Source organism: Clostridium rectalis, from assembly GCF_900626095.1.
Classification (GTDB): Bacteria; Bacillota; Clostridia; order Clostridiales; family Clostridiaceae; genus Clostridium_AS; species Clostridium_AS rectalis.
Genome location: NZ_UYZZ01000006.1, coordinates 62,363 through 86,878 on the forward strand (window position 1 = coordinate 62,363; position 24,516 = coordinate 86,878).

Genomic DNA, 24,516 nt, shown 5'->3' on the forward strand with positions numbered 1-24,516 from the left:
TGCAAAGAGAGGAATTTTCCTCTCTTTTTTTTATTTTAAATATTATCATTTTTTACCATTATAAAAAAAAAATTAATGCAAACACTATTAAATGCAATGAAAGAGAGGTGTTTTTATATATGAGTAAAAAGGATAAATTTATGATTTCCTGCGTTGCACTATTTTTATTTTCAAGCATTTTATTTATAAGTAGAAGTATATTAGCTAAGAATAGCACATCAGAAAAGTATGAGAGAAAAGTAATTCTTATAGATCCAGGGCATGGAGGAATGGATGGAGGAGCAGTATCAAAAAATGGTACTGTTGAGAAAAATATAAATTTAAATATAAGTTTAAAATTAAAAAAACAACTTGAGAGTTGTGGAATGAAAGTTATTATGACAAGAGAAGAGGATAAAGGTCTTTATAGTGATAATGGTACTGTGAGACAAAAAAAGGTAGAAGATTTGAAAAATAGATGTAATATGAAAAAGGAATCAAAATGCGATATGTTTATAAGTATTCATTTAAATATGTTTCCGCAAAGTCAGTATTATGGAGCACAGGTGTGGTATTCTAATAGGGAAGATAGTAAAAAATTAGCCAATATAATACAATCCAATATGAAAATGGATTTAGATGAGAAAAATAAGAGAGTAGAAAAACCTGCAAAAAATGATTATAGAATATTTAGAGAGAATAATGATATGCCATCAGTTCTAGTGGAGTGTGGTTTCTTATCTAATGCTACAGAAGAAGCAAAATTAAAAGACAGTGAGTATCAAGAAAAGGTTGCTAAAAGTATTTCAAAGTCTGTAAAGCAGTATTTTAAAGATAAGTAAAAATCAGGGGTAAAATAATTTATTTTATTACTTTTTACAACAAATAAAAATAAAATAAAAGAGGAAATTTATCAAATAATTATAAAATTTATAATATGAGCTTATAAATTTAGAGAGACAACAGGTCCCAAAGTTATATTTTGCAGAAGAAATGACAAAAACTTAAAAAATATTTATGTTTTTTGAAAAAGATATTGATGTTGTACAATGGTTATGTTATTATTAATTTGGTTAATGGATTAGTCCATTAGTCAATTTAACTTTGGGAGTGATTTATATACAAATTGTAATTGATAAAGGGAATAAAGTACCTTTGTATTTGCAAGTTAAAAAGCAAATAATGGATTTGATAAAGAATGGATCTCTCAAGGTAGGATTTAAAATGCCAACAGAAAGAGATTTATCAGAACGACTTCGAGTGAGCAGAAATACTGTTAGTATGGCTTATAGGGAATTAGAACAAGATGGAGTTCTTAAATCTTATCAAGGCAGAGGTACTTTCGTAGCGGAAGAAGTAAAGTTATGGAAACACGAAGATATAAGAGAAAAAATAACAAAATTCGTGGATTTCGCTTTTGAAGAAGCAATAGAAGTAGGTATAGACGCAGATGAATTTTTAGAAATTGTTACTCAAAGAATAGAAGAAAAGAAAAAATTAATTCATGAAATAAGAGGCGTATATATTGAATGTAATATAGAACAATCAAAAATCTTTTCAGCCCAGTTAAGTGAAAGAACCGATATGGAGTTTAGACCAATAACGGTAAACGATTTAAATGGAATGAAAGAGGATACAAGAAAGCTTGTAGAAGAATCTCAGATTATAGTTACTACCTTCAATCATGTAAATGAAGTGAGAAGACTGACTAGAGGTTTTAACAAAAAGGTTTTAGGGGTTGCAATTACTCCTGATTTAGAAACTATAGTTAGAATTGCCAGATTTCCTATAGAAACAAAGTTTATTTTTGTATGTATCTCTGAGGAATTTATGTTTAAAGTTAGAGATGCATTGGAAAGTGCAGGATTGGGCAATATTAATATGAAATACACTAATAGTTATGATGTTAATGAACTGAAACAACATATAGATGAATGCGAAGTGATAATAACTTCACCAGGTAGATATAACGATTTAAATGATTTAATTGCTAACTTGGACATACAGGATAAGCAAATAGTAAATTTTTTATATAGCTTAGATGATGGATCTGTTAAAGCATTGAAATCAAAGTTATTGGAAATAAAGTATCAAAAGTAAATCAGGTTAAATATATAAATTTATTTATATATATAAAATATCTAGGAGGTTTTGAAAAATGGAGAAAAAGACTATAGTGCTTGGAGTTATTGGCGCAGATTGTCATGCAGTAGGAAATAAAATACTAGACCATGCATTTACAAATGCAGGCTTCAATGTTATCAACATAGGAGTTCTATCATCACAGGAAGATTTTATAAATGCAGCTATAGAAACTAAAGCAGAACTTATATGTGTTTCTTCACTTTATGGACAGGGAGAAATTGACTGTAGAGGATTAAGAGAAAAATGTGATGAAGCAGGACTTAAAGGAATAAAATTATTTGTTGGTGGAAACATCGTTGTTGGTAAACAGAACTGGCCAGATGTTGAACAGAGATTTAAAGCAATGGGATTTGATAGAGTATACCCACCAGGAACTGCTCCTGAAGTTACAATTGAAGATATGAAGGAAGTTTTAGGAGTAAAATAATAATTGGAAAAGTAATTAATTTCCATGAATTAGGAGTTGATTAGGGTGGATGCTTATTTACTTTTAGATTTTGGAAGCACCTATACAAAACTTACAGCAGTAGATATAGAAAATGAAGAAATATTAGCAACAGCAAAGGATATTACAACTGTAGAGGAAGATATAATGATAGGTTTTAATAAAGCTTATGAAAAACTTACAGAACAGTTGAAAGACAAGGATGTAAACTTTATTAAAAAATTAGCATGTTCTTCAGCTGCTGGCGGATTAAAAATGATTGCTATAGGGCTTGTGCCAGAACTTACAGCGGAAGCCGCTAAGAGAGCCGCACTTGGTGCAGGTGCTAGGGTGTTAAATGTATACAGTTATGATTTAACAACTAAAGAAATTGAGGAAATAAAGAATTCAAATTTAGATATAATACTTTTAGCAGGCGGTACAGATGGCGGAAACAAAGAATGTATGATACACAATGCTAAAATGCTTGCAGATCATGGTGTTAAACTTCCTGTAGTCGTAGCAGGAAATAAAGTAGCTAGTGATTCTGTATCAGATATATTTGATGAAGCTGGTATATTTTATAGAGTTACTGAGAATGTAATGCCAAAATTGAATATGTTAAACGTAGAACCTGCAAGAGAAGAAATAAGACAGATATTTATGAAAAGAATAGTAGAAGCAAAAGGAATGAAAGATGCTGAAAGTTTTATCAGTGGAATTCTTATGCCTACTCCAGCGGCGGTATTAAAAGCGGCTAGAGTATTGTCAGAAGGAACTGATAAGGAAGATGGTATTGGAGATTTAGTAGTAGTTGATATCGGTGGGGCAACTACAGATATACATTCTATTGCAGACGGAGAACCATCTAAACCAGGGGTTACATTAAGAGGACTTCAAGAGCCTTTTGCAAAAAGAACAGTTGAAGGTGATCTTGGAATGAGATACTCAGCTATATCTTTATGGGAAGCATCTGGAACAAGAAAGCTTCAAGGATATTTGCAGGATAAATCTGTAGATGTAGAAGCATCTTGTAAATACAGAGCTGATAACATAAAGATGGTACCTAAAACAGATGAAGAAATTAAGTTTGATGAGGCTATGGCTAAAGTGGCAACTGACATGGCTATGGAAAGACATGTAGGTGTCATAGAAAGCATGTATACCCCAATGGGAGTTGTTTATAGCCAAGTAGGAAAAGATCTATTAGATGTTAAATGTTTAATAGGAACCGGTGGTGTATTAGTACACAGTAAAAATCCTGGGGAAATATTAAAAGCAGGAGCATTTAATAAAGAAGATCCTACGCATCTAAAACCACAGCATCCAGAGTTCTACTTAGATAAATCATATATATTGTCAGCAATGGGTCTTTTAGCAGAAGATCTACCTGATGAAGCGGTTAGAATAATGAAAAAATATTTGGTTAAAGTTTGATAGGAGGGAATTTCATTGGAACTTAAAAATAAAAAATGGACAGATGAAGAGTTTTTTAAAATAAGAGAAGAAGTATTAAATCAGTGGCCAACAGGTAAGGAAGTAGATTTAAAGGAAGCTGTAGATTTCTTAAAGAAAATACCAGCAGAAAAGAATTTCGCAGATAAATTAGTTGCGGCTAAAAAAGCAGGTAAGACTTTAGCACAGCCAAGAGCAGGTGTTGCATTACTTGATGAACATATTGAATTATTAACTTTCTTACAAAATGAAGGAGGAGCAGATTTACTACCTTCAACAATAGATTCATATACAAGACAAAATAGATACGAAGAATGTGAAATTGGTATTCAGGAAAGTTTAAAAGCTGGAAGATCATTATTAAACGGTTTCCCAGGAGTTAACCATGGTGTTCAGGGATGTAGAAAAGTTTACAATGCTGTAAACCTACCATTACAGGCTAGACACGGTACACCAGATGGAAGATTACTTGCTGAAATAACTCATGCAGGTGGATATACTTCAAATGAAGGTGGCGGAATTTCTTATAATGTTCCTTATGCTAAATCTGTTACTTTAGAAAAAACACTTTTAGATTGGCAGTACTGTGACAGACTTGTTGGATTCTATGAAGAACAAGGAGTTCACATTAATAGAGAGCCATTTGGACCTTTAACAGGAACACTTGTACCACCATCAATGTCAAATGCTGTTGCTATAACAGAAGCTTTACTTGCAGCAGAACAGGGTGTTAAAAACATAACTGTTGGATATGGTGAATGTGGTAACATGATTCAGGATATAGCTGCTTTAAGATCATTAGAAGAACAAACTAATGAATATTTAAAAGCTTATGGATATAATGATGTATTTATAACTACAGTATTCCATCAGTGGATGGGTGGATTCCCACAGGATGAATCAAAAGCATTTGGAGTTATAGTTACTGCTACAACTATTGCATCTTTAGCTGGAGCAACTAAAGTTATAGTTAAGACTCCACACGAGGCTATTGGTATACCAACAAAAGAAGCTAATGCTTGTGGTATAAAGGCTACAAAGATGGCATTAAACATGTTAGAAGGACAGAGAATGCCAATGTCAAAAGAATTAGAAACTGAAATAGCTGTAATAAAAGCTGAAACTAAATGTATACTTGACAAAATGTTTGAATTAGGAAAAGGTGATTTAGCAGTTGGTACTGTTAAAGCATTTGAAACTGGTGTTATGGATATACCATTTGCACCAAGTAAGTATAATGCAGGTAAGATGTTACCAGTAAGAGATAACTTAGGTTGTGTAAGATACTTAGAATTAGGAAATGTTCCTCTAAGCGAAGAATTAAAAACATTTAATAGGGAAAGACTTCAAGAAAGAGGAAAATTCGAAGGAAGAGATATATCATTCCAGATGGTTATCGATGACATCTTCGCAGTAGGTAAGGGTAGACTTATCGGAAGACCTGAAGTTAAATAATTAATTTAATAAATTGTTATTTACCACATTTGTTGTTAACAGTATTCTGATAGCAACAAATGTGGATAAAAATATATGAAAATAAATTAAATTTAAAAAGGACAGGTGAATATTTATGAAAATTGTTGACGTACTTTGTACACCAGGATTAACTGGATTCTACTTTGATGACCAGAGAGCAATAAAAAAGGGAGCAGGACATGATGGATTTACATATACAGGTGAAACTGTTACAGAAGGATTCAATCAGGTAAGACAAAAAGGTGAATCAATATCAGTTATGCTAATACTTGAAGATGGTCAGGTTGCTCATGGAGATTGTGCAGCAGTTCAATACTCAGGAGCAGGCGGAAGAGATCCATTATTCTTAGCTAAAGATTTCATACCTGTTATAGAAAAAGAAATAGCACCAAAGCTAATTGGAAGAGAATTAACTGAATTCAAAGCATTAGCTGAAGAATTTGACGGAATGACTGTAAACGGTAAAAGATTACACACTGCTATTAGATACGGTATAACTCAGGCTATACTTGATGCAGTAGCTAAAACTAGAAAAGTAACTATGGCTGAAGTAATTAGAGATGAATACAATAAGGGAGCAGAAATCAATGCTGTACCTGTATTTGCTCAGTCAGGTGATAATAGATATGATAACGTTGATAAAATGATTATTAAAGAAGCTGATGTATTACCACATGCTTTAATCAACAACGTTTCAGAAAAATTAGGTAATAAAGGTGAAAAACTTCTTGAATATGTTAAATGGTTAAGAGATAGAATAATCAAATTAAGAGTAAGAGAAGACTATGCGCCAATATTCCACATTGATGTATATGGAACAATCGGAGCTGCTTTTGATGTTAATATCAAGGCTATGGCTGATTACATTCAGACTTTAGCAGAAGCTGCTAATCCATTCCACTTAAGAATCGAAGGACCAATGGACGTTGAAGATAGACAGAAACAGATGGAAGCTATGAGAGACTTAAGAGCAGAATTAGATAAAAGAGGAGTAAACGCAGAATTAGTTGCTGATGAATGGTGTAACACAGTTGATGATGTTAAATTCTTCACTGACAACAAAGCTGGACACATGGTTCAGATAAAGACTCCTGACCTTGGTGGAGTTAACAATATAGCAGATGCTATAATGTACTGTAAAGCAAATGGAATGGGAGCTTACTGTGGAGGAACTTGTAACGAAACTAACAGATCAGCTGAAGTTACAACTAACATAGGCATGGCTTGCGGAGCTAGACAGGTTCTTGCTAAACCAGGTATGGGTGTTGACGAAGGAATGATGATCGTTAAAAATGAAATGAACAGAGTATTAGCTCTTGTTAATAGAAGAAAGTAATTAAATACAACTAAGGCATTGGAAAGGCGGTTTACTTTTAAACTGCCTTTTCCACTATTAGATTCTAATTTATTATATTTTGAAAGGAGGCATTTATTAAACAAGTAATTAGAGGATTACTTATTTAATAAAGAAATGTATATGAAAGAAGTACAGATTTCAGATATAACAAAAGCTGTAAGAGAGCTATGTATAGAGGCAAATTATAGACTTCCTGCAGATGTAAAAGCAAAGCTTGAGGAGTATAAAGATAAAGAAAATTGGCCAATGGCTAAGGGGATCATTGAAAAAATATTACTGAATGTTGATATATCAGACAAAGAGGATAGACCAGCTTGTCAGGATACAGGAATGGCATGCGTGTTTGTTGAAATTGGTCAAGATGTACACGTTGTAGGTGGAAATCTTGAAGATGCAATCAACGAAGGAGTAAGACAAGGTTATATTGACGGATATTTAAGAAAATCAGTTGTCAATGATCCAATAGAAAGAGTAAATACAAAGGATAATACTCCAGCAGTTATATATTATGATATAGTTTCAGGAGATAAATTGAAAATAACTGTAGCACCTAAAGGATTTGGTTCAGAAAATATGAGCCAACAAAAAATGTTAAAACCTGCTGATGGGCTTAAAGGTGTTAAAGATTTTATAATTAAGGTTGTAAAAGAAGCAGGTCCAAATCCTTGCCCACCAATAGTTGTAGGTGTAGGTATAGGTGGAACTTTTGATAGATCTTGTAATTTAGCTAAAAAAGCTTTAATGAGACCACTAGATGAAAGAAATTCAAATCCGTTTTATGCTGATCTTGAAAAAGAATTATTGGAAACAATAAATTCTTTAGGAATAGGACCTCAAGGATTTGGAGGACTTACAACAGCAATAGCTGTTAATATAGAAACTTATGCAACTCATATAGCAGGACTTCCAGTAGCAGTAAATATAAACTGCCATGTAACAAGACATAAGAGTGTAGAATTTTAGGGGGGTGCTAATAATGGAAAAGAGAATAACTACTCCATTAACAGCAGAAAAAGTTAAGGACTTAAAAGCTGGAGACTCAGTACTTATATCAGGAGTTATATATACTTCCAGAGATGCTGGACATAAAAGATTAGTTGATTTACTAGATAAGGGAGAAAAACTTCCTATAGATGTTAAAGATCAGATTATATACTATGTGGGACCAACACCTGCAAAGCCAGGTCAGCCAATTGGCTCAGCAGGACCAACAACTAGTTATAGAATGGATCCTTATGCTCCAAGACTTTTGGATGTAGGATTAAAAGGAATGATTGGAAAAGGATTAAGATCAAAAGAAGTTATTGAGGCTATAAAGAAAAATACTGGTGTTTATTTTGCAGCTATAGGTGGTGCTGCTGCTTTAATGGGTAGAGCAGTTAAAAAAGCAGAAATCGTATGCTATGAAGATTTAGGAGCAGAAGCTTTAAGAAGATTAGAAGTTGAAGATTTACCAGTAGTTGTTGTTATAGATAGTGAAGGAAATAATCTTTATGAAATAGGACAGAAAAACTATCTTGATAGCTTAAAGTAATTTAAATCTATAATTGAAGCTGAGGATTATATATCTTCAGTTTTCAATTATTGGTTTTAGAAGGGAAGGGAAAAAGAAATGAAAATAAATAAGGTAGCTAAGGCTGGAACTTTAGAATCAAATGATGTTTTAATAATGGTTATGCCTAGTGATAAAGCTGGCGTAGAAGTTGAAATTGAAAGCATTGTTATGAAGCAATTCGGAGAACAAATCCATAAAGTATTAGTTGAAAAAGCTAAGGAATTAGGACTTGATGGAGTAAAAATTCAAGCTCAAGATAAAGGAGCTCTTGACTATACATTAAAAGCAAGATTAGAAACTGCTGTAATGAGAGCACAGTAATAAGTAATAATATTTATCTAAAATGTAAAATTGAGGTGAAATTATCCATGAAAACATTAAGAAGAACTATGTTATTTATGCCTGGTAATAACCCAGGAATGCTTCAGAATGCACCAATACTTGGAGCAGATGCTGTAATACTTGATTTAGAGGATGCTGTTAGTTTAACAGAAAAAGATGCTGCTAGAGAGTTAGTTAGTGGTGCTATAAAAACTTTAGATTATTCAAAAGTTGAATTAGTAGTAAGAATAAATCCATTAGATACTGAATTTGGTCACAAAGATTTAGAAAGAATGGCTAGAGTAAAACCAGATACTATTTTAGTACCAAAGGCAACAAAAGAACAGTTACAGGAAGCTGATGAAATAGTTACTAGAGTAGAAGAAGAAGAAGGATTTGAAAAAGGAAGCATAAACTTATTTGGACTTATTGAAACAGCTTATGGTTTAGAAACAGTTTATGATGTTGCTACTTCAACTAAGAGATTAGTTGGATTACTTCTTGGAGCAGAAGATTTAACTTCTGATTTTGGAATAAAGAGAACAAAAGAAAGTAATGAAATTTACTATGCAAGATGTAGATTTGCAGCAGCTTGTAGAGCAGCAAAAATTGATGCTATAGACACACCTTTTACTGATACAAATGATTATGAAGGTTTAAAAATTGATACTGAAAAAGCCAAATCTTTAGGATTTACTGGGAAAGCTTCAATAAATCCAAGACAAATCGATACAATTCATTCAGTTTATAATCCAACTGAAGCTGAAATTAAGCATGCTGTAAGAGTTCTTGAAGCAAGGGATGAGGCTTTCGCAAAGGGACTTGGAGTATTTTCTTTAGATGGAAAAATGATAGATGCTCCTGTAATCAACAGAGCAATTTCAACAGTAGAATTAGCTAAGAGATTAGGTCTTTTAAGATAATCTCAATATATTAAAATTGGAATATAAATTATAAAGCGAGGGATTAACATGAAAAACGTGCTTGGCAGAGAACTACCAGAAGTTATAGAAGGTTATGGTAAAGTAAAGCCATTTGAAGGTGCTTTTGCAAATTGTGGAGCTGCTGAAATAAAAGCAGTTAAAGTAAAAAGTGTAGTACCAGGTGAAAATAAAGTTTTAAATAGCATAGAAGAAGCTTTAGATAAAGTAGAAATAAAAGATGGAATGACAATATCCTTTCACCATCATTTAAGAAATGGTGATTATGTACTTAACATGGTTATGGAAGCTATAGCTAAAAGAGGAATAAAAGACATTACAATAGCTGCAAGTTCAATATTCCCAATTCATGAACCACTTGTTGAATATATGAAAAAGGGTATAGTTACAGGAGTATATGCAAACTATATGTCAGGTCCTGTTGCTGAAGCAATTTCAAAAGGTTATTTAAAGAAACCAGCAGTAATGATGACTCATGGTGGAAGACCAAGAGCAATTGAAAGTGGAGATTTACACATAGATGTAGCTTTTGTAGCTGCTCCAACAGCAGATACATATGGTAATTTAAATGGAGTTCAGGGTCCATCTGCATGTGGTACTTTAGGTTACGCGGTTCCAGATGCTGAATATGGTGATAAAGTTGTTGCTGTTACAGATAACTTAGTACCATATCCAGCATCACCAATAGACATTAGTCAGATACACATAGATTATGTTTTAAAGGTTGATTCTATAGGTAATCCAGCAGGTATTGTTTCTGGTACAACAAAAATAACTAAAGATCCTGTAGGATTAAAAATAGCTAAAATGGCAGCTGAAGTTATAAATGCTTCAGGACTAGTAAAGGATGGAATTTCATTTCAGACTGGAGCTGGTGGAACATCACTAGCTGTTGCAGCAGAACTAAAAGAAATAATGAAGAAAAAAGAAGTAGTGGGAAGTTTCGCAGCAGGTGGAGTTACTGGTTATATTGTAGATATGTTTGAAGAAGGGTTATTCAGAAGTATATTTGATGTACAGTGCTTTGACTTAAAGGCTATTGAATCATACAAGAAAAATGGAGCTCATATGCCAATGTCATCATCAATGTATGGTAACCCACATAATAAAGGATCAGTTGTTAATAATCTTGACGTTATGATATTAGGTGCAACAGAAATAGACACTAACTTTAATGTTAATGTTACAACTGGTTCAGATGGAGTAATTATGGGTGGATCTGGTGGACATAGTGATACTGCAGCAGGATCTAAACTTGCTATAATAGTTACTAATCTTGTAAAAGCAAGACTCCCTATAATAAAGGATACGGTAACTACAGTTACTACACCTGGAGAAAGCATAGATGTTTTAGTAACTGAAAGAGGTATTGCTGTAAATCCGAGAAGAACAGATTTAATCGAGAAACTAAAGGAAACAAATCTTCCAGTTATGACTATAAATGAATTGAAAGAAATTGCTGAAAAAATGACTGGAAAACCAGAACCAATAAGAACATCAGACGAAATAGTTGCTGTAATTGAATACAGAGATGGTACTATTATAGATGTAGTTAAAAAACCATTAGAATAATACACAAAAGATATGGACTGTAATTTATACAGTCCATATTTTTATAGTAACAAAACAATTAAATTATTGTTTTGTTAAATGTATTTAAGTAGGTTATAATAATATTTGATAAAAATTGTAGATAATAATAAAAAGTAGGTGTTATATTATGTATGGTTTACAGGTTAAGACAGTAAATTTAAAAAGAGAAGAAGAAAAACTAAGAGTACATAAGTTTTTAGAAAATTTTGATTTAAAATTAGATGATGATGTTGATTATACCTTAATTATAGAAAATCAGGGTGAAATAAAGGCAACTTGCTCTAAAGCTAAAAACATATTTAAATGTTTTGCTATTTCTGATGAGTTAAGAGGGGAAAATGTTACATCAACCTTAATATCTGCATTAGTGGATAAACTTTTTGAGGAGGGAATGTACCATAGTTTTGTTTTTACTAAACCTGATAAAATAAAGGTGTTTACTTCATTGAATTTTAAACCTATATACGAAGCAGAAAAAGCTGTATTTTTAGAATATGGAATATATGACATAAATAAATCATTGAATGATATGGTTAAAAAATATAATATTAATGATAAGTGTGAAAAAGGGGCATTGGTTATGAATTGTAATCCTTTCACACAAGGTCATAGATATCTTATAGAAAAGGCTTCAAAACAATGTGAAGAAGTATTGGTATTTATTGTACAAGAGGACAAATCATTGTTTCCATTTGAAGAAAGATATAAATTAGTTTTGGAGGGAACAAAAGATTTAAGAAATGTAAAAGTTATACCTGGAGGAGAGTATATAATTTCTTCAGCAACTTTCCCCACATATTTTATTAGGCAAGAAGATGTTAGATTAAAAGCGTATGCGGAAATTGATGCAGGGATTTTTGGTAAATACTTTGGTGAAAAATTCAATATAAAGAAAAGGTTTGTTGGAGAAGAACCTTATTGTAAAGTTACAAAGACTTATAATGAAACATTAAAGGAAGTACTACCTGAATATGATATGGAACTTATAGAAATTAAGAGAAAAGAGTTCCAAGGAAATTTTATAAGTGCTTCTCAGGTTAGAGAATTAATAAAAGAAAATAATATAAATGAAGTTAAAAATATAGTACCAGAAGTTACATGGAAGTTTTTAAATACAGAGAATGGAAAGGAGATAATGGAGAAAATAAAATTAAGCAATTCTCCACACTAATTATGAAAGAGATTACACCAGAAGACATATTAATAGCCAGAGAAAAACGAGTATTTTTTCAAGATGAATTAAGAAATAAGTATAATGTCCCTATGATTTCTATGAGGGTTAATTATCCAGGAGTAAATAAAAATAACTGTACAACTGAAGCTATAGGGAAAATAATTCATCAGGAAATAAAAAATAGATTTCAAGAAAATATTGTCTATGAGAATTTTGAATATACAGCAGAAGGACCTGTTTTGACAATGTTTATAAAAGATATTGCCGAGGAAATAAAAAATAAAACTGTAGATGTAGAAGAAAAACACATATTAGGTAGATGTGTTGACATAGATGTATATGATACTGATGGTAATGGAATAAGTAGAAGAGATTTAAGATTACCTTCAAGAAAATGTTTTATATGTGCAGATTATGCTCAAAATTGTGTTAGATCTAGGAAACATAGTTTTAAAGAAGTCACTAAATTTGTAGAAAGTAAATATAATGAGTACTTAAAAAATAATAAATAGTTTGGAGAGATTTTATGAAAAAATTATATGAAATATCAGATATTGCCTTTGATATAAGTAGTTTTGCAGTACAATCTATGTTATACGAAGTAGCATGCAATCCATCTCCAGGACTTGTGTCTATAGTTTCTATGGGTGCTCATAATGATATGGATCATTATACTTTTATTGATAGCACTTGTTCTTTATTAAAATATTTAACTTTATGCTGTGAAAAGGGTTTTTCTAATAAAACACCTAAAGAAATTTTAAAGGATGCTCGAAGCTTAGGAATTGATGCAGAAAACCGTATGTTTAAAAAGACTAATGGAGTTAATACCCATAAAGGAATGTTGTTTTTAATGGGAGTGGTATGTATTGCAACAGCAAAAGCTATACATGATAAAAAAGACTTTAAACACATCAAAAGTATAATAAAAGACATGTGTGAGGGATTAGTTGAAAAAGAGTTATGCATTTTAAAAGATAAATTAAATACATTTAATTCTTTGGAGGAAATGTGTAAAGAAATAAAGCTATCCTATGGAGAAAAATTATATTTGCTTTATGGTATAGAAGGAATAAGAGGAGAGGTTGAAAAGGGTCTGCCTATAATTTTTGATTTTGCTTTAAATTTTTATAAAGAAAATAATGACTTAAAACAAAACGATAGATTAGTACAAACACTTTTAGGTATTATGCAGCATTCAGAGGATTCCAATATTTTGCATAAACATTCTGTTAAAACCTTAAATGAAATGCAAGAAAAATCTAAAAATATTTTAAGTATAGGTGGAGTTAGAACTAAAAAAGGACGAAATGAAATTAATAATTTTGATAAGGAATTTAGTTTAAGGAAAATAAGCCCTGGTGGAAGTGCAGACTTATTAGCAATTACTGTATTTTTTTATTTGGTAGAAGAGTATATGGAAACATTAAATTAAAATTATGGAGGGATTTATGTTTAAAAAACTTCCTGTTAAAACAAAGGTTATTATTTTTATATGTTTAAGTGTAATTGGTATATATAGTATACTTAGAAATGAAATTAATAATAAAAATAAATATAATTTACCCAATACTTCTATGAAAAGTGTGGAAGAAGATAAAAAAGATAATATAGAAGATAAAAAAATTAAGAAGTTGGATGACATATATAGCAAAGCTTATAAAGCTTTTTTTGACAATAAGTATAATGAAGCTATAAAGTATGCACAAGAGAGTATAAAAATAGATAATAATTTTTATAAAGGTTATAACATTAAAGGAATAGCTATGTGCTTTAATGGAGATTTTGATGAAGGTATGAAAAATATTGATAAATCTTTAAGTATAAAGCCTGATTATGGGTATGCTAGGTTTAATAAAGCTTTGGCTTATGAATTATATGAGAAGTTTGATGAAGCATTAAAATGGTATGATAAAAATTTAGAAATCGAAAATTATATATGGAGTTATTATGGTAAAGCAAGCATATATGGAAGAAGAGGGGATGCTGTGAATGCTGTAAAATATTTAAAAACAGCTATAAACATGGATAAAACTGTAAAGGAAGAGGCGAAAAAAGAGAAAGATTTCGATCCTATTAGACAGAATAAGGCCTTTCAAGAACTAATAAAAAACTGAACCTAAAGTTCAGTTTTTTAATTTAACTAACTTAGTATTTGCAGTTTCGTATTAATATATAGAATTAAATATTTTTACAAAGGAGGGATAGAACGTAGTGGATGATGATTCAAAACTTATAGATGAAGTATTGGATGGAAATATAGATGGTTTTAATATATTAGTAAATAAATATGAAATGTCTATACTAAAATTTGTTTATAATATGGTAAATAATAAGGAGACTGCAGAAGATATAACACAGGAAGTATTTATAACTATTTATAATAAGCTTTATTTATATAAGAAACAATATAAATTTTCTAATTGGATATTTCAAATAGCCAAAAATAAATGTATAGATTATATAAGAAAGTATAAAAGAGTGTATGAGTCTAACATAGAGGATATGAATAATATGATATCTAAAGAACCAGGGCCAGAGCAATCTATAGAGTTTAAAGAGATAAAAGAAACTTTAGAAAAGTTTATAAATTCATTAGAAGAAGTAGATAAACAAATTATTTCACTAAGATACTCTAAAGATAATTTAACATTTTCAGATATATCTAACATAATGAATATGAGTGAGTCCTCTGTAAAAAGAAGATATTATAAAGCTAGGGAGAAGTTTAAAGAAGAAATTTCTTTTAAAGAAAAGAGGTGTACAATTTGAAATGCAGTACATTTAAAAAGAAACTAAATGATTTTATAGAAAATAATATTTCTAGTGATATAAAGAATGCTATGAATAAGCATTTAAGTAAGTGTAGTAATTGCAAAAAGGATTACGATGAAGAAATAAAGATAAATGAATTATTAAAAGGAGCGTTTAATGTAGACAATATACAATTTAATAGTTCTAGAATGGATATAATAAAAAATATAGATAAAAAAAGATATAGTAAAAATCCAATAAATAAATTATATTATAATCTGAAGAAATATAAAGTTCAATATATTTCTTCAATGGTTATAATAATGTTAATTATATTTTGTGCACCTTTTACTAATGGTAGAGTTTATCTTGGAAATATTAATGAAGAAAATAAGTTAGAAACTTCTCAAGACAATATAAAAAAAAATGAAGCATCAGATATACAAAAAAATGAAAGTGACAATAAAGCACATAAAAATCAAATAGATAAAAAAAATGAAACTGATGAAAATTTCAATGACAAAGTCAACGAACCAGTTAATGATAAAAAATATAATAAAGAAGTAAATAATATAGATAAAAATAGTATAAAAAAAGATAGTAAAGAAAGATCAATTGCTAATCAGTTAAAAGGAAAAGAGAATTTTGAAAATAAAGTTGAAAATAATGCAGAATCTGCAAAATTATTTCAATGGATTGATAATAAAAATATTTTATTAGTGATAGAAAATAATGAAGGGAATATTAATATAGGGGATAGTGTCTATTTATTGAATTTAGATACGGGAAAAAATATTTTGATTTATAATACAAAGGACAAAAAGAAAAAAATAATGAAATTGGAAAAAGTTAAAAAAGGGAATAATAATATTAATTTTAAACTATATATAAATATTTATGAAGATAATAGTTTTACCAAATCACATGTGAAAATAAAAACTATATCAAACATAAATGGTATTTTGAATAGAGATCGTAAAAAGTAGGGGCTTAAGAAGAAAGCTCCTTTTTCTTTGAGAAAATAGAAAATTGGGCATATAACATGTATAATTTATAATGATATATAGATAATTGAGGGATAAGGAGAATAATATGGATAAATCTAAAAAACTGTATAATAAAGCTTTAAAAAAGTATAACAATGGTTATATTGATGAAGCCATTAATATATGTGAGAAAAGTATATCTTTAAATATTAAAAATTCTGCTTCTATAAATTTAAAAGGATTGTTACTTTATCTAAAAGGAGACTTAGATTCATCAAGGAAATTATGGAAAATGAATTGGCATTTAAATAAAGATAGAGTAGCTGAGAAATACATATACGATAGTAAATATGATATTAAAAAATTACAAATGTATAATATAGCAGTTAAACTTATAAAAGAGATAAAAATTAATGAGGCATTAAAAATATTAAATAAATGTAAGGAAAGTGATTTTAATAGTATAAATGTTAACAATTATTTATCTGCGTGTTATATAAAAAAAGGAGAATACGAAAGAGCATTAGAACATATTAATAAAGTATTGAATATAAATAAAAAGAATAAAGTTGCTTTATTAAATAAAAAAACTCTTTTTAAATATGGCAGTAGTAATAATATAAAAATAAAAGTAGTTCCGGTTATGGGTATAATTATAACATCATTTATAATTATATTATTAATAATATATAAGCCTTTTATTTATAAAAAATCTACACCAGAATTAAGTTATGAGAGTAAAGAATTAACTACAGTGAATAAAACTAAGGAAAAAAACAAAAATAATAATGATATTATTAGCAAGAAGGAATTGTTCCCATATAATGAGATTAGAAAGGAAATTGATAGTAAAAATTTTAATTCTATATATAATTATGTGTTTAAATGGAAAGATAAACAATTGAGTATAAATGAAAGATCACTTTTAGGTAAGGCAATTGATATACTAAAATTAGAAAGTGGTGAATATTTCTATAGTAGTGGCTGCGAAAATATTAATAATAAAAATTATAGTGATGCTATAAAGGAATTGCAAAGGGCATGTGAATATGGTGAAAATCAGTGGTATTATCCTCATGCTGTATATATGTTAGCAATAGCCTATGAAAATACTTCAGATGTAGAAAGTGCAATTAGGTATTATAGCATGTATGAAAGTAATTTTAAAAACGATATTAAAGATTATGAAGAAACTGCTTTGTATAAATTATCTCTTTTGTATAAGAATATAAATATAGATAAATCAAAATTTTATGCAAAAAAACTTGTTTCAAATTTTCCAGAATCAATATATAATAATTCTAATATAGGAATAATAATAAATAACTAATAATTATTATTAAAAACTATTGACTTAATTTAAAATTTAATATAAAATTAAATCATGGATTATACCCTATAAGGGTATTTATGGAGGGATGAAATCATGATAAAAGAAATAAATGATTCTAATTTTAGCCAGGAAGTTTTAAATTCTCAAAAGGCTACAGTTGTGGATTTTTGGGCTTCATGGTGTGGACCATGTAAGATGTTATCACCGGTTATAGATGAAATAGCACAAGAGCTTAATGGGAAAGTTGAATTTGCAAAGGTTAATGTAGATGAGAATCCAATGATATCTACTCAGCTTAGAATAGCGAGCATACCTACATTATTGGTGTTTAAAGATGGGAAAATAGTAGATACTTTGGTTGGTTTTAGACCAAAACAGGCATTGAAAACAGCTATAGAAAAACATATTTAGTATATATAATAAGTTAACACCTATTGTGTTAACTTATTGTTTTATTTAAGTCATATGAAAGAATATAATAAATAATTTTAGAGAGGTGAAAAAATTGGAAACAAGATTTGATATAGCTATAATTGGTAGTGGTCCGTCTGGTTTGTCAGCTGCTGTTAATGCTAAAATAAGAAATAAAAATATAATTTTATTTGGAAATAAAAATTTAAGTAATAAGCTTCTTAAAGCTCCTCAAATAAATAATTATTTAGGTTTTTCAAGTATAACTGGGGCAGAGTTGAAAGATAAATTTTCGAATCATATAAAAAGTATGGGATTAAATATAACTGAAGAAAAAGTTAATTCAATATATGCTATGGGTGACTATTTTTCAATTATGGTGAATGAAAAAGTTTATGAGGCTAAGGCACTTATTTTAGCAACAGGTATGGAATATACTAAACCTCTAAAAGGAGAAGAAGAGTTTTTAGGAAGAGGAGTAGGGTATTGTGCTACTTGCGATGCGCCACTTTACAAAGGGAAAAAGGTAGCAATAATAGGATATAACAAAGAGGCAGAAAAAGATGCTAACTTTGTAAGTGAAGTTGCCTCCAAAGTATATTATGTACCAATGTATAAAAATGATGTTGAATTAAAGGAAACAATTAGTATTATAGAAGATATGCCTATAGAAATATCAGGAGATATTATGGCAAGAAAACTTATACTAAAGGGAAATGAAATTGAAGCTGATGGTATATTTGTGCTTAAGGATAGCGTTTCACCTGAACAATTAGTTCCTGGTTTAGAAGTAGAAAATGGACATATTAAGGTTGATAGAAATATGAAAACAAACATAGAGGGGTGTTATGCGGCAGGAGACTGCATAGGGAAACCGTATCAATATTTAAAAGCTGCAGGAGAAGGTCAAGTAGCCGCTTTAAATGCTGTAGCTTATATAGACTCAATGAAATTATAATACTAAAAGCCACGCTAATATGTATTGCGTGGCTTTTAGTATTATATTATTAGGTATAATGAGGAGGTCTTTAATATAATTACCTAATTATAAAAAAAACATGGTTACCTATAGATTTTATATTCTTTTTATCTATATTTTTCATCCATTTGGACGTAGCAATCTTAGGATTATAAAAGAATACAGATTTATTAGTTGGATCTTTACCATTTAAAGCATCTACAACGGCTTTATAACAAGCATCGTCAGGATTAGCTTTAATTTCACCATTTATTACGCAAGAAAAAGCATTACGTTGTTTTACAACGCCTTCTATAGATTTAGGAAAAGAGGGGTCTTTAACTCTGTTAAGAATTACTGATGCCACAGCTACTTTTCCTTCATAAGGTTCTCCACAGCTTTCTGCGTATACAACTTTGGCCATTAAATTTACATCTTTATCTGTAATATAAACTTTACCATTAGAATGGCTTAACACTTGTACGGTTTTAGGATCTGAATTAAATAAATCTGAATCTACATCTAGAGAAACACCAGCCTTTACAGTAAATCCATTAAGCAATACAAACAGAAAAATAAAAAAACAAAGTAAATTTTTTTTAGTCATAAAATCCTCTCCTTTTACCAACGGGGTTAGCTGACGGGTTCGGCAAAGGTTAGCCTACGTATATAAACGATTCACCCCAAATACATTGGTTCCCCCGCGTTATATTAAACTTAGGTTAATGGTAGTGTTCCCTAAAACTAATAAAAAATACACATTTAATTGTCAACTAAAGTTTTGAAGTTAGAGTATGAAGTAAGAAACTTATTGTAATTTGTGTCCATAATTTTATAGTTTAAGTTAGTTTCATTATATAATGCATCCACTGTTTTAGATTTGTTAGAACTAGAGTTTTTTTCTGTAGTGATGGCATATCTAAAATTTTGTATATAAGAATTATAATTATCAAGTGTTTTAGAAAAAAGAGTATAGCAGGATATTGCTTCAGAAGGAACAGTTATTTTTGAAAATTTATATAAGATATCTTCAAATTCGGTTTTCATATTATCTACCTTTGATAATATGTTATCATAACTAATACTGTTATTTTTTATATTGCATTTAGTTTCATTCATATCAATTTTTATTTCTAGAAAACAACTTAAGACTTCATCCATATTATCTATGAAAGTTCTATATTGACTTTGTTTAATTTCACCACTTTTTTGTGTGTTTTCCAATTCACCACTATATTTAATACATGTATTTAAATAATTTAAGTAGTCTTCTTTAAAATTAATCTTTACATTATTTATTTTACATAATGAATAATAATTTATACAGTGTTTATTATACATTTTGAGATTTTTACAGGAGTTTGAAATATCTTTAGCTTGAGGATTATTTACAATACCAAGTATTTGCTCGTATATATGTATATTGTTATCTAAACCTAAAAGAAAATTCTCCTGAGTTAGAGCATATTTTTCTGGAGCTTTTGTTTTGTTTAAATCATTTTTTATTGCGATTAATGATGAAATTTTTTTAGGAATATTTTTTTTGCAGTTATCAGTATCTATAGTTTGTCCTTTTATTAGAGGACTAATGTCATTATTAATACTATTAACTTTACGAATACTAGTTTTTAGATTGTATTCATATTTTTTTATAGGTGAGTTACAAAACCAAAAATACAGTAAAAATAAAGGTACTATAACTATAAAAATTATTCCCATATGAATAAAAATTTTTTTATTTTTCATATAAAATCCCCCCTATAAATATAACTATTCTTTTTTAAAACTTTAAATTACTATTTATAATAATTTATTAATATTTTTTGAAATAAAGTAAATTATGTTTTATAAAATATTGGAGTATAGTGTATAATTGATAATATATAGTGTATATAATCCTTAGAGGGGGTGAATATATGGAAATATTGAAAGTACTTATAAATTCTACAAAAAATATTAATTTTTTATCAATATTAGATATTTTAGCGGTATCATATATATTTTATAAAGGCTATAGTCTAATAAAGGAGACTAGAGCAGAACAGCTTTTAAAAGGGCTTATTTTTATTGTTATACTTATTCCTATTAGTAAATTATTAAACTTAGATATGCTAAATTGGATACTTAGTAATACTATAACTATAGGAGTTTTGTCTTTTATAATTATATTTCAACCGGAAATTCGTAGAGCATTAGAACATATTGGTAGGAGCACTTTTAGTGACAAACATATTTTAGAAGATGAAGAAATAATGGAAAAAGTAATAGGGGAAATAACAGATGCTGTAGAGAGTTTATCTAAATCTAAGACAGGCGCTTTAATTGTGGTAGAAAGATTAACTGGACTTGGTGAAACTATAAATACGGGAGTTAAACTTGATGCATTAGTGTCATCTTCTTTATTAGAAAATATATTTGTAGTTAATACCCCTCTTCATGATGGGGCTACAATAATTAGAAATGATAGGATAATTTCTGCAGGGTGTTTTTTGCCTTTGACTAGTAATAATAATTTAAATAAATCCTTAGGAACAAGACACAGAGCCGCCATAGGTATTTCAGAAACATCTGATGCTATGATAATAGTAGTATCAGAGGAAACAGGTATTGTATCACTAGCTGTAAACGGAATTTTAACTAGAAATTATGATAAAGAAAAATTAACTAATGTACTAATTAAATTAATTAAAAATAGAAAGAATAGGAAGTTAAATTTTAGAGAGCAGGTGATAACATGGATGAGAAAAATAAAAGACAGGATATAATGGTTAAAATTTGTTGTGTTATTACTGCTTTTGGATTATGGCTTTATACTACAAGTGTAGTAAATCCAATTAGAACATATAAAAAGAGTATTCCAGTAACTATAATAAATGAGGAAGCTTTATCTAAATATAATCTTGCATTAGTTCCTAATCAAAATTTTTATATAACATTGAATTTAAAGGGAACTGCTACGGATATTTATTCAGTAAAGGAAAATGATTTTAAAATTATTATAGATTTAGGAGCATATGTACTTCAAAAGGGAGAGAATAATATACCAGTAAAGATTGTAAAAAGTCCAAATAATATTGATATAGTTAATAAGGATAATTTATGGGTAAAGGTTCAATTAGATGATTTAATTGAAAAAACTGTGCCTTTAAAAGTGAAGTTAACTGGTAAAACTAAAGATGGCTATAATGCTACAACACCAACAACAAAATTATCCACTGTTACAGTAAGAGGGGCTTCTAATTTTGTTAAAAAAGTAGATAGAGCTGAAGCAACATACGATATAAGCAATGCATATAAAGATATAGATGCTAATGTACCCATTGTGGCTGTAGATGTAAATGGTAATAAAGTGGATCAAATAAAAGTTAAGCCTACTTTTGTAACAATGAATATTCCTATAAGAAGAGTAAAAAGTGTAGGAGTTAATATAAAAACCACTGGCACATTGAGTGGGAATAAGGTATTAAAATCTTTAGTATCATATCCAGAAAAGTTAGAAATAGCAGGAGATGAAAGAGTAATAGATAATATAACTGCATTGGATACAGAATTTATTGATTTAAATAGTATATCATCTGATGAAGTAAATGTTAGATTAGTTATACCTAAAGGTGTAACATTGATAAATAATAATGGATATGTGAAAGTTAAGATATCTTCTGATTCTAACTCAAATAATAATGAAAACAATATTATAAAAAAAGATTTTATAGTAAATGTAACAGCTTTAAATGAAAATAGTGAGTATACTACATCACTTGATGTTAATCAAGTTTCTATTACTGTATCCGGTGATAATAATATTATAGAAAACTTAAAAGCTGAGGATATAAAATGTAATGTAGATGTCGCAGGGTTAGGAGAAGGTAGCCATAGTGTTATTGTAAAAGTTATTGTCTCAGATGGAGTTAAAGTAGTTTCTACATCTCCACAGAGTATAACAGTGGATATAAAAAAGAAAGTAGTTTCGGAGGGTGAAAATGCCAATTAGAATAAATAATTTAATCTTAAACATAGATGAAGATATGGATTTTTTAAAAGAAAAGGTAACAAAAAAACTTAAAATATCTTCAGATTCTATAAAAGATTTTAAAATATTAAAGGAATCTATTGATGCAAGAAAAAAAAATTCTATAAAATTTAATTACACAGTAGAAGTTGCATGTGATAATGAGACAAAAATAGTAGCTAAGGCCAATAATAAGGATGTTTTAATAGAGCAGGTGAAGTATAATAAGGAATTAAAACTTGGTAATAAAAAAATGACTCATAGACCAATTATAGTTGGTATGGGACCGGCAGGTATGTTTGCCGGTCTTTTGATGGCAAAGAAGGGGTATAAACCTATAATATTTGAAAGAGGAGAAGATGTAGAAAATAGAACTATAAGTGTGAATGAATTTTGGCGTGAAGGCAAATTTAATAAAAATTCTAATGTACAATTTGGGGAAGGGGGAGCAGGTACTTTTTCAGATGGAAAACTTACTACAAGAATAAAGGATAGTAGGTGCGATTTTATATTAGAAGAATTTGTTAAATCAGGAGCCCCAGAAGAAATTTTATATATGGGAAAACCACATATAGGGACAGATATACTAAAGGAAGTAGTAAAAAATATTAGAAATAAAATAATTGGGCTAGGAGGGCATGTTTATTTCAATAGCAGATTGGAAGATATTGTTATAAAAGATAATAAGTTAAAATCTATTATCGTAAATAATAATGAAGTCCCCTGTGAGTCTTTAATAATGTCTATAGGGCACAGTGCAAGAGATACATATGAGATGTTATTTAAGAGAGGAATATTTATGGAATCAAAGCCTTTTGCCATAGGGGTTAGGGTTGAACATGACCAAAGTATGATAAATGAGAACCAATATGGGAAATATGCAATTCATCCAAGATTAAGAGCTGCAGATTATAGATTAGCATGTAAAACTAGTAACAATAGGTCAGTTTATAGCTTTTGTATGTGTCCTGGTGGGCAGGTAGTGGCTGCAGCTTCGGAAGATGGCATGCTTGTTACTAATGGTATGAGTTATCATAATAGAGATGGCAAAAATGCCAATGCGGCTATAGTTGTGGCCGTTGGAGGGGAAGATTTTCAAGGGGATTCTCCATTAAAAGGTATGGAGTTTCAAAGATATTATGAAAATTTAGCATATAAATTAGGAGGAAATAATTATTTTGCTCCAATACAGTTATTAGGAGATTTTCTAATAGATGAGAAAAGCAAAAAAATTGGTAAGATACAACCAACATATAAACCTGGCTATGAACTTACAGATCTTAGAAAGTGCTTGCCTAAATACGTAGTGCAATCATTAAAAGATGGTTTTGTAAATTTTGATAGGAAAATAAAGGGGTTTGGAGATAAAAATGCTATATTATCAGGTATAGAAACAAGGACTTCCGCACCTGTAAGAATTGTAAGAGGAGAAAATTTACAAAGTATTAGTGCACAAGGACTATACCCAGCAGGGGAGGGGGCAGGATATGCAGGTGGAATAATGTCTGCTGCAGTAGATGGATTAAAGGTAGCTGAAAGCATTATGAAACAATGGTCACCTCTTTGAATTTAAATAATTTAAGTTATTAATAATTTACAGAATTAGTAAGATAGAGAATACATAGTAATTTAATATTCTGAAAAC

General features: G+C 29.4%; 25 protein-coding genes and 1 riboswitch. Of the genes, 23 read left to right on the forward strand and 2 right to left on the reverse strand.

What is annotated here, in order from left to right:
- Positions 1-119 precede the first annotated feature (119 nt).
- The 20 genes from cwlD to EJL03_RS10710 all read left to right on the forward strand — a co-directional run bounded on the left by cwlD (position 120) and on the right by EJL03_RS10710 (position 18,862).
- The gene (gene cwlD, locus EJL03_RS10615; RefSeq protein WP_125153953.1) at positions 120-821 is read left to right on the forward strand and encodes an N-acetylmuramoyl-L-alanine amidase CwlD; all 702 of its coding nucleotides are present in this window, start codon (positions 120-122) and stop codon (positions 819-821) included.
- A 319-nt stretch (positions 822-1,140) separates the two neighbouring features.
- Entirely contained in the window at positions 1,141-2,079 is a 939-nt protein-coding gene (locus EJL03_RS10620; RefSeq protein ID WP_341472424.1) for a GntR family transcriptional regulator, read from the forward strand.
- Positions 2,080-2,137: 58 nt separating this feature from the next.
- Positions 2,138-2,551, forward strand: a complete 414-nt coding sequence (glmS, locus tag EJL03_RS10625) for a methylaspartate mutase subunit S (RefSeq protein ID WP_125153955.1) — start codon at positions 2,138-2,140, stop codon at positions 2,549-2,551.
- A gap of 45 nt (positions 2,552-2,596) precedes the next feature.
- On the forward strand, positions 2,597-3,985 hold the full coding sequence (gene glmL, locus EJL03_RS10630; RefSeq protein ID WP_125153956.1) for a methylaspartate mutase accessory protein GlmL: 1,389 nt from the start codon (positions 2,597-2,599) through the stop codon (positions 3,983-3,985).
- Positions 3,986-4,000: 15 nt separating this feature from the next.
- Positions 4,001-5,458: a methylaspartate mutase subunit E gene (locus tag EJL03_RS10635; protein ID WP_125153957.1), complete on the forward strand. Its 1,458-nt coding sequence runs from the start codon at positions 4,001-4,003 to the stop codon at positions 5,456-5,458.
- A 115-nt stretch (positions 5,459-5,573) separates the two neighbouring features.
- Positions 5,574-6,815, forward strand: a complete 1,242-nt coding sequence (locus tag EJL03_RS10640; RefSeq protein WP_125153958.1) for a methylaspartate ammonia-lyase — start codon at positions 5,574-5,576, stop codon at positions 6,813-6,815.
- Positions 6,816-6,956: 141 nt separating this feature from the next.
- Positions 6,957-7,799 (forward strand): fumarate hydratase, encoded by an 843-nt coding sequence (locus EJL03_RS10645; protein ID WP_125153959.1) that lies wholly within the window; start codon positions 6,957-6,959, stop codon positions 7,797-7,799.
- Positions 7,800-7,812: 13 nt separating this feature from the next.
- Positions 7,813-8,370: a Fe-S-containing hydro-lyase gene (locus EJL03_RS10650; RefSeq protein WP_125153960.1), complete on the forward strand. Its 558-nt coding sequence runs from the start codon at positions 7,813-7,815 to the stop codon at positions 8,368-8,370.
- Between the two features lie 78 nt (positions 8,371-8,448).
- Positions 8,449-8,712 (forward strand): citrate lyase acyl carrier protein, encoded by a 264-nt coding sequence (gene citD, locus EJL03_RS10655; RefSeq protein ID WP_125153961.1) that lies wholly within the window; start codon positions 8,449-8,451, stop codon positions 8,710-8,712.
- 47 nt (positions 8,713-8,759) lie between these two features.
- Entirely contained in the window at positions 8,760-9,635 is an 876-nt protein-coding gene (locus tag EJL03_RS10660) for an HpcH/HpaI aldolase/citrate lyase family protein (RefSeq protein ID WP_125153962.1), read from the forward strand.
- A 48-nt stretch (positions 9,636-9,683) separates the two neighbouring features.
- Positions 9,684-11,225 carry a citrate lyase subunit alpha gene (gene citF / locus EJL03_RS10665; protein WP_125153963.1) on the forward strand — a complete coding sequence of 514 codons (1,542 nt, stop codon included), beginning with the start codon at positions 9,684-9,686 and terminating at the stop codon, positions 11,223-11,225.
- A gap of 148 nt (positions 11,226-11,373) precedes the next feature.
- Complete coding sequence (gene citC / locus EJL03_RS10670; protein WP_125153964.1) at positions 11,374-12,417, forward strand: [citrate (pro-3S)-lyase] ligase; 1,044 nt, start codon at positions 11,374-11,376, stop codon at positions 12,415-12,417.
- Positions 12,418-12,419: 2 nt separating this feature from the next.
- Entirely contained in the window at positions 12,420-12,932 is a 513-nt protein-coding gene (gene citX / locus EJL03_RS10675) for a citrate lyase holo-[acyl-carrier protein] synthase (protein WP_164509066.1), read from the forward strand.
- A gap of 14 nt (positions 12,933-12,946) precedes the next feature.
- Entirely contained in the window at positions 12,947-13,855 is a 909-nt protein-coding gene (gene citG / locus EJL03_RS10680) for a triphosphoribosyl-dephospho-CoA synthase CitG (protein WP_125153966.1), read from the forward strand.
- 16 nt (positions 13,856-13,871) lie between these two features.
- Positions 13,872-14,537, forward strand: a complete 666-nt coding sequence (locus tag EJL03_RS10685) for a tetratricopeptide repeat protein (RefSeq protein WP_243108706.1) — start codon at positions 13,872-13,874, stop codon at positions 14,535-14,537.
- Between the two features lie 97 nt (positions 14,538-14,634).
- Positions 14,635-15,192: an RNA polymerase sigma factor gene (locus EJL03_RS10690; protein WP_125153968.1), complete on the forward strand. Its 558-nt coding sequence runs from the start codon at positions 14,635-14,637 to the stop codon at positions 15,190-15,192.
- The gene (locus EJL03_RS10695; RefSeq protein ID WP_125153969.1) at positions 15,189-16,160 is read left to right on the forward strand and encodes a DUF4652 domain-containing protein; all 972 of its coding nucleotides are present in this window, start codon (positions 15,189-15,191) and stop codon (positions 16,158-16,160) included. Before EJL03_RS10690 ends, EJL03_RS10695 begins: the two co-directional genes overlap by 4 nt.
- A 106-nt stretch (positions 16,161-16,266) precedes the next feature.
- Positions 16,267-17,490 carry a tetratricopeptide repeat protein gene (locus EJL03_RS10700; protein WP_125153970.1) on the forward strand — a complete coding sequence of 408 codons (1,224 nt, stop codon included), beginning with the start codon at positions 16,267-16,269 and terminating at the stop codon, positions 17,488-17,490.
- Positions 17,491-17,586: 96 nt separating this feature from the next.
- Entirely contained in the window at positions 17,587-17,904 is a 318-nt protein-coding gene (gene trxA, locus EJL03_RS10705) for a thioredoxin (RefSeq protein ID WP_125153971.1), read from the forward strand.
- A gap of 94 nt (positions 17,905-17,998) precedes the next feature.
- A complete protein-coding gene (locus EJL03_RS10710) occupies positions 17,999-18,862 on the forward strand; it encodes an NAD(P)/FAD-dependent oxidoreductase (protein WP_125153972.1) in 864 nt (287 codons plus the stop codon).
- Positions 18,863-18,941: 79 nt separating this feature from the next.
- Here EJL03_RS10710 and EJL03_RS10715 read toward each other — a convergent pair whose 3' ends face one another.
- Both EJL03_RS10715 and EJL03_RS10720 read right to left on the reverse strand, forming a co-directional pair.
- On the reverse strand, positions 18,942-19,469 hold the full coding sequence (locus tag EJL03_RS10715; RefSeq protein WP_125153973.1) for a cell wall hydrolase: 528 nt from the start codon (positions 19,467-19,469) through the stop codon (positions 18,942-18,944).
- A 1-nt stretch (position 19,470) separates the two neighbouring features.
- A riboswitch (cyclic di-AMP (ydaO/yuaA leader) is annotated at positions 19,471-19,596 on the reverse strand.
- 28 nt (positions 19,597-19,624) lie between these two features.
- Positions 19,625-20,608 (reverse strand): hypothetical protein, encoded by a 984-nt coding sequence (locus tag EJL03_RS10720; protein ID WP_125153974.1) that lies wholly within the window; start codon positions 20,606-20,608, stop codon positions 19,625-19,627.
- 170 nt (positions 20,609-20,778) lie between these two features.
- On the opposite strand from EJL03_RS10720, the gene cdaA reads away from it, so the two are divergent.
- From cdaA to EJL03_RS10735, 3 genes are read left to right on the forward strand one after another with little or no spacing between them, the layout of a single operon-like run.
- The gene (gene cdaA / locus EJL03_RS10725) at positions 20,779-21,627 is read left to right on the forward strand and encodes a diadenylate cyclase CdaA (RefSeq protein ID WP_125153975.1); all 849 of its coding nucleotides are present in this window, start codon (positions 20,779-20,781) and stop codon (positions 21,625-21,627) included.
- On the forward strand, positions 21,597-22,853 hold the full coding sequence (locus EJL03_RS10730) for a CdaR family protein (protein WP_125153976.1): 1,257 nt from the start codon (positions 21,597-21,599) through the stop codon (positions 22,851-22,853). Before cdaA ends, EJL03_RS10730 begins: the two co-directional genes overlap by 31 nt.
- Positions 22,843-24,438 (forward strand): NAD(P)/FAD-dependent oxidoreductase, encoded by a 1,596-nt coding sequence (locus EJL03_RS10735; RefSeq protein WP_125153977.1) that lies wholly within the window; start codon positions 22,843-22,845, stop codon positions 24,436-24,438. Before EJL03_RS10730 ends, EJL03_RS10735 begins: the two co-directional genes overlap by 11 nt.
- Positions 24,439-24,516 lie beyond the last annotated feature (78 nt).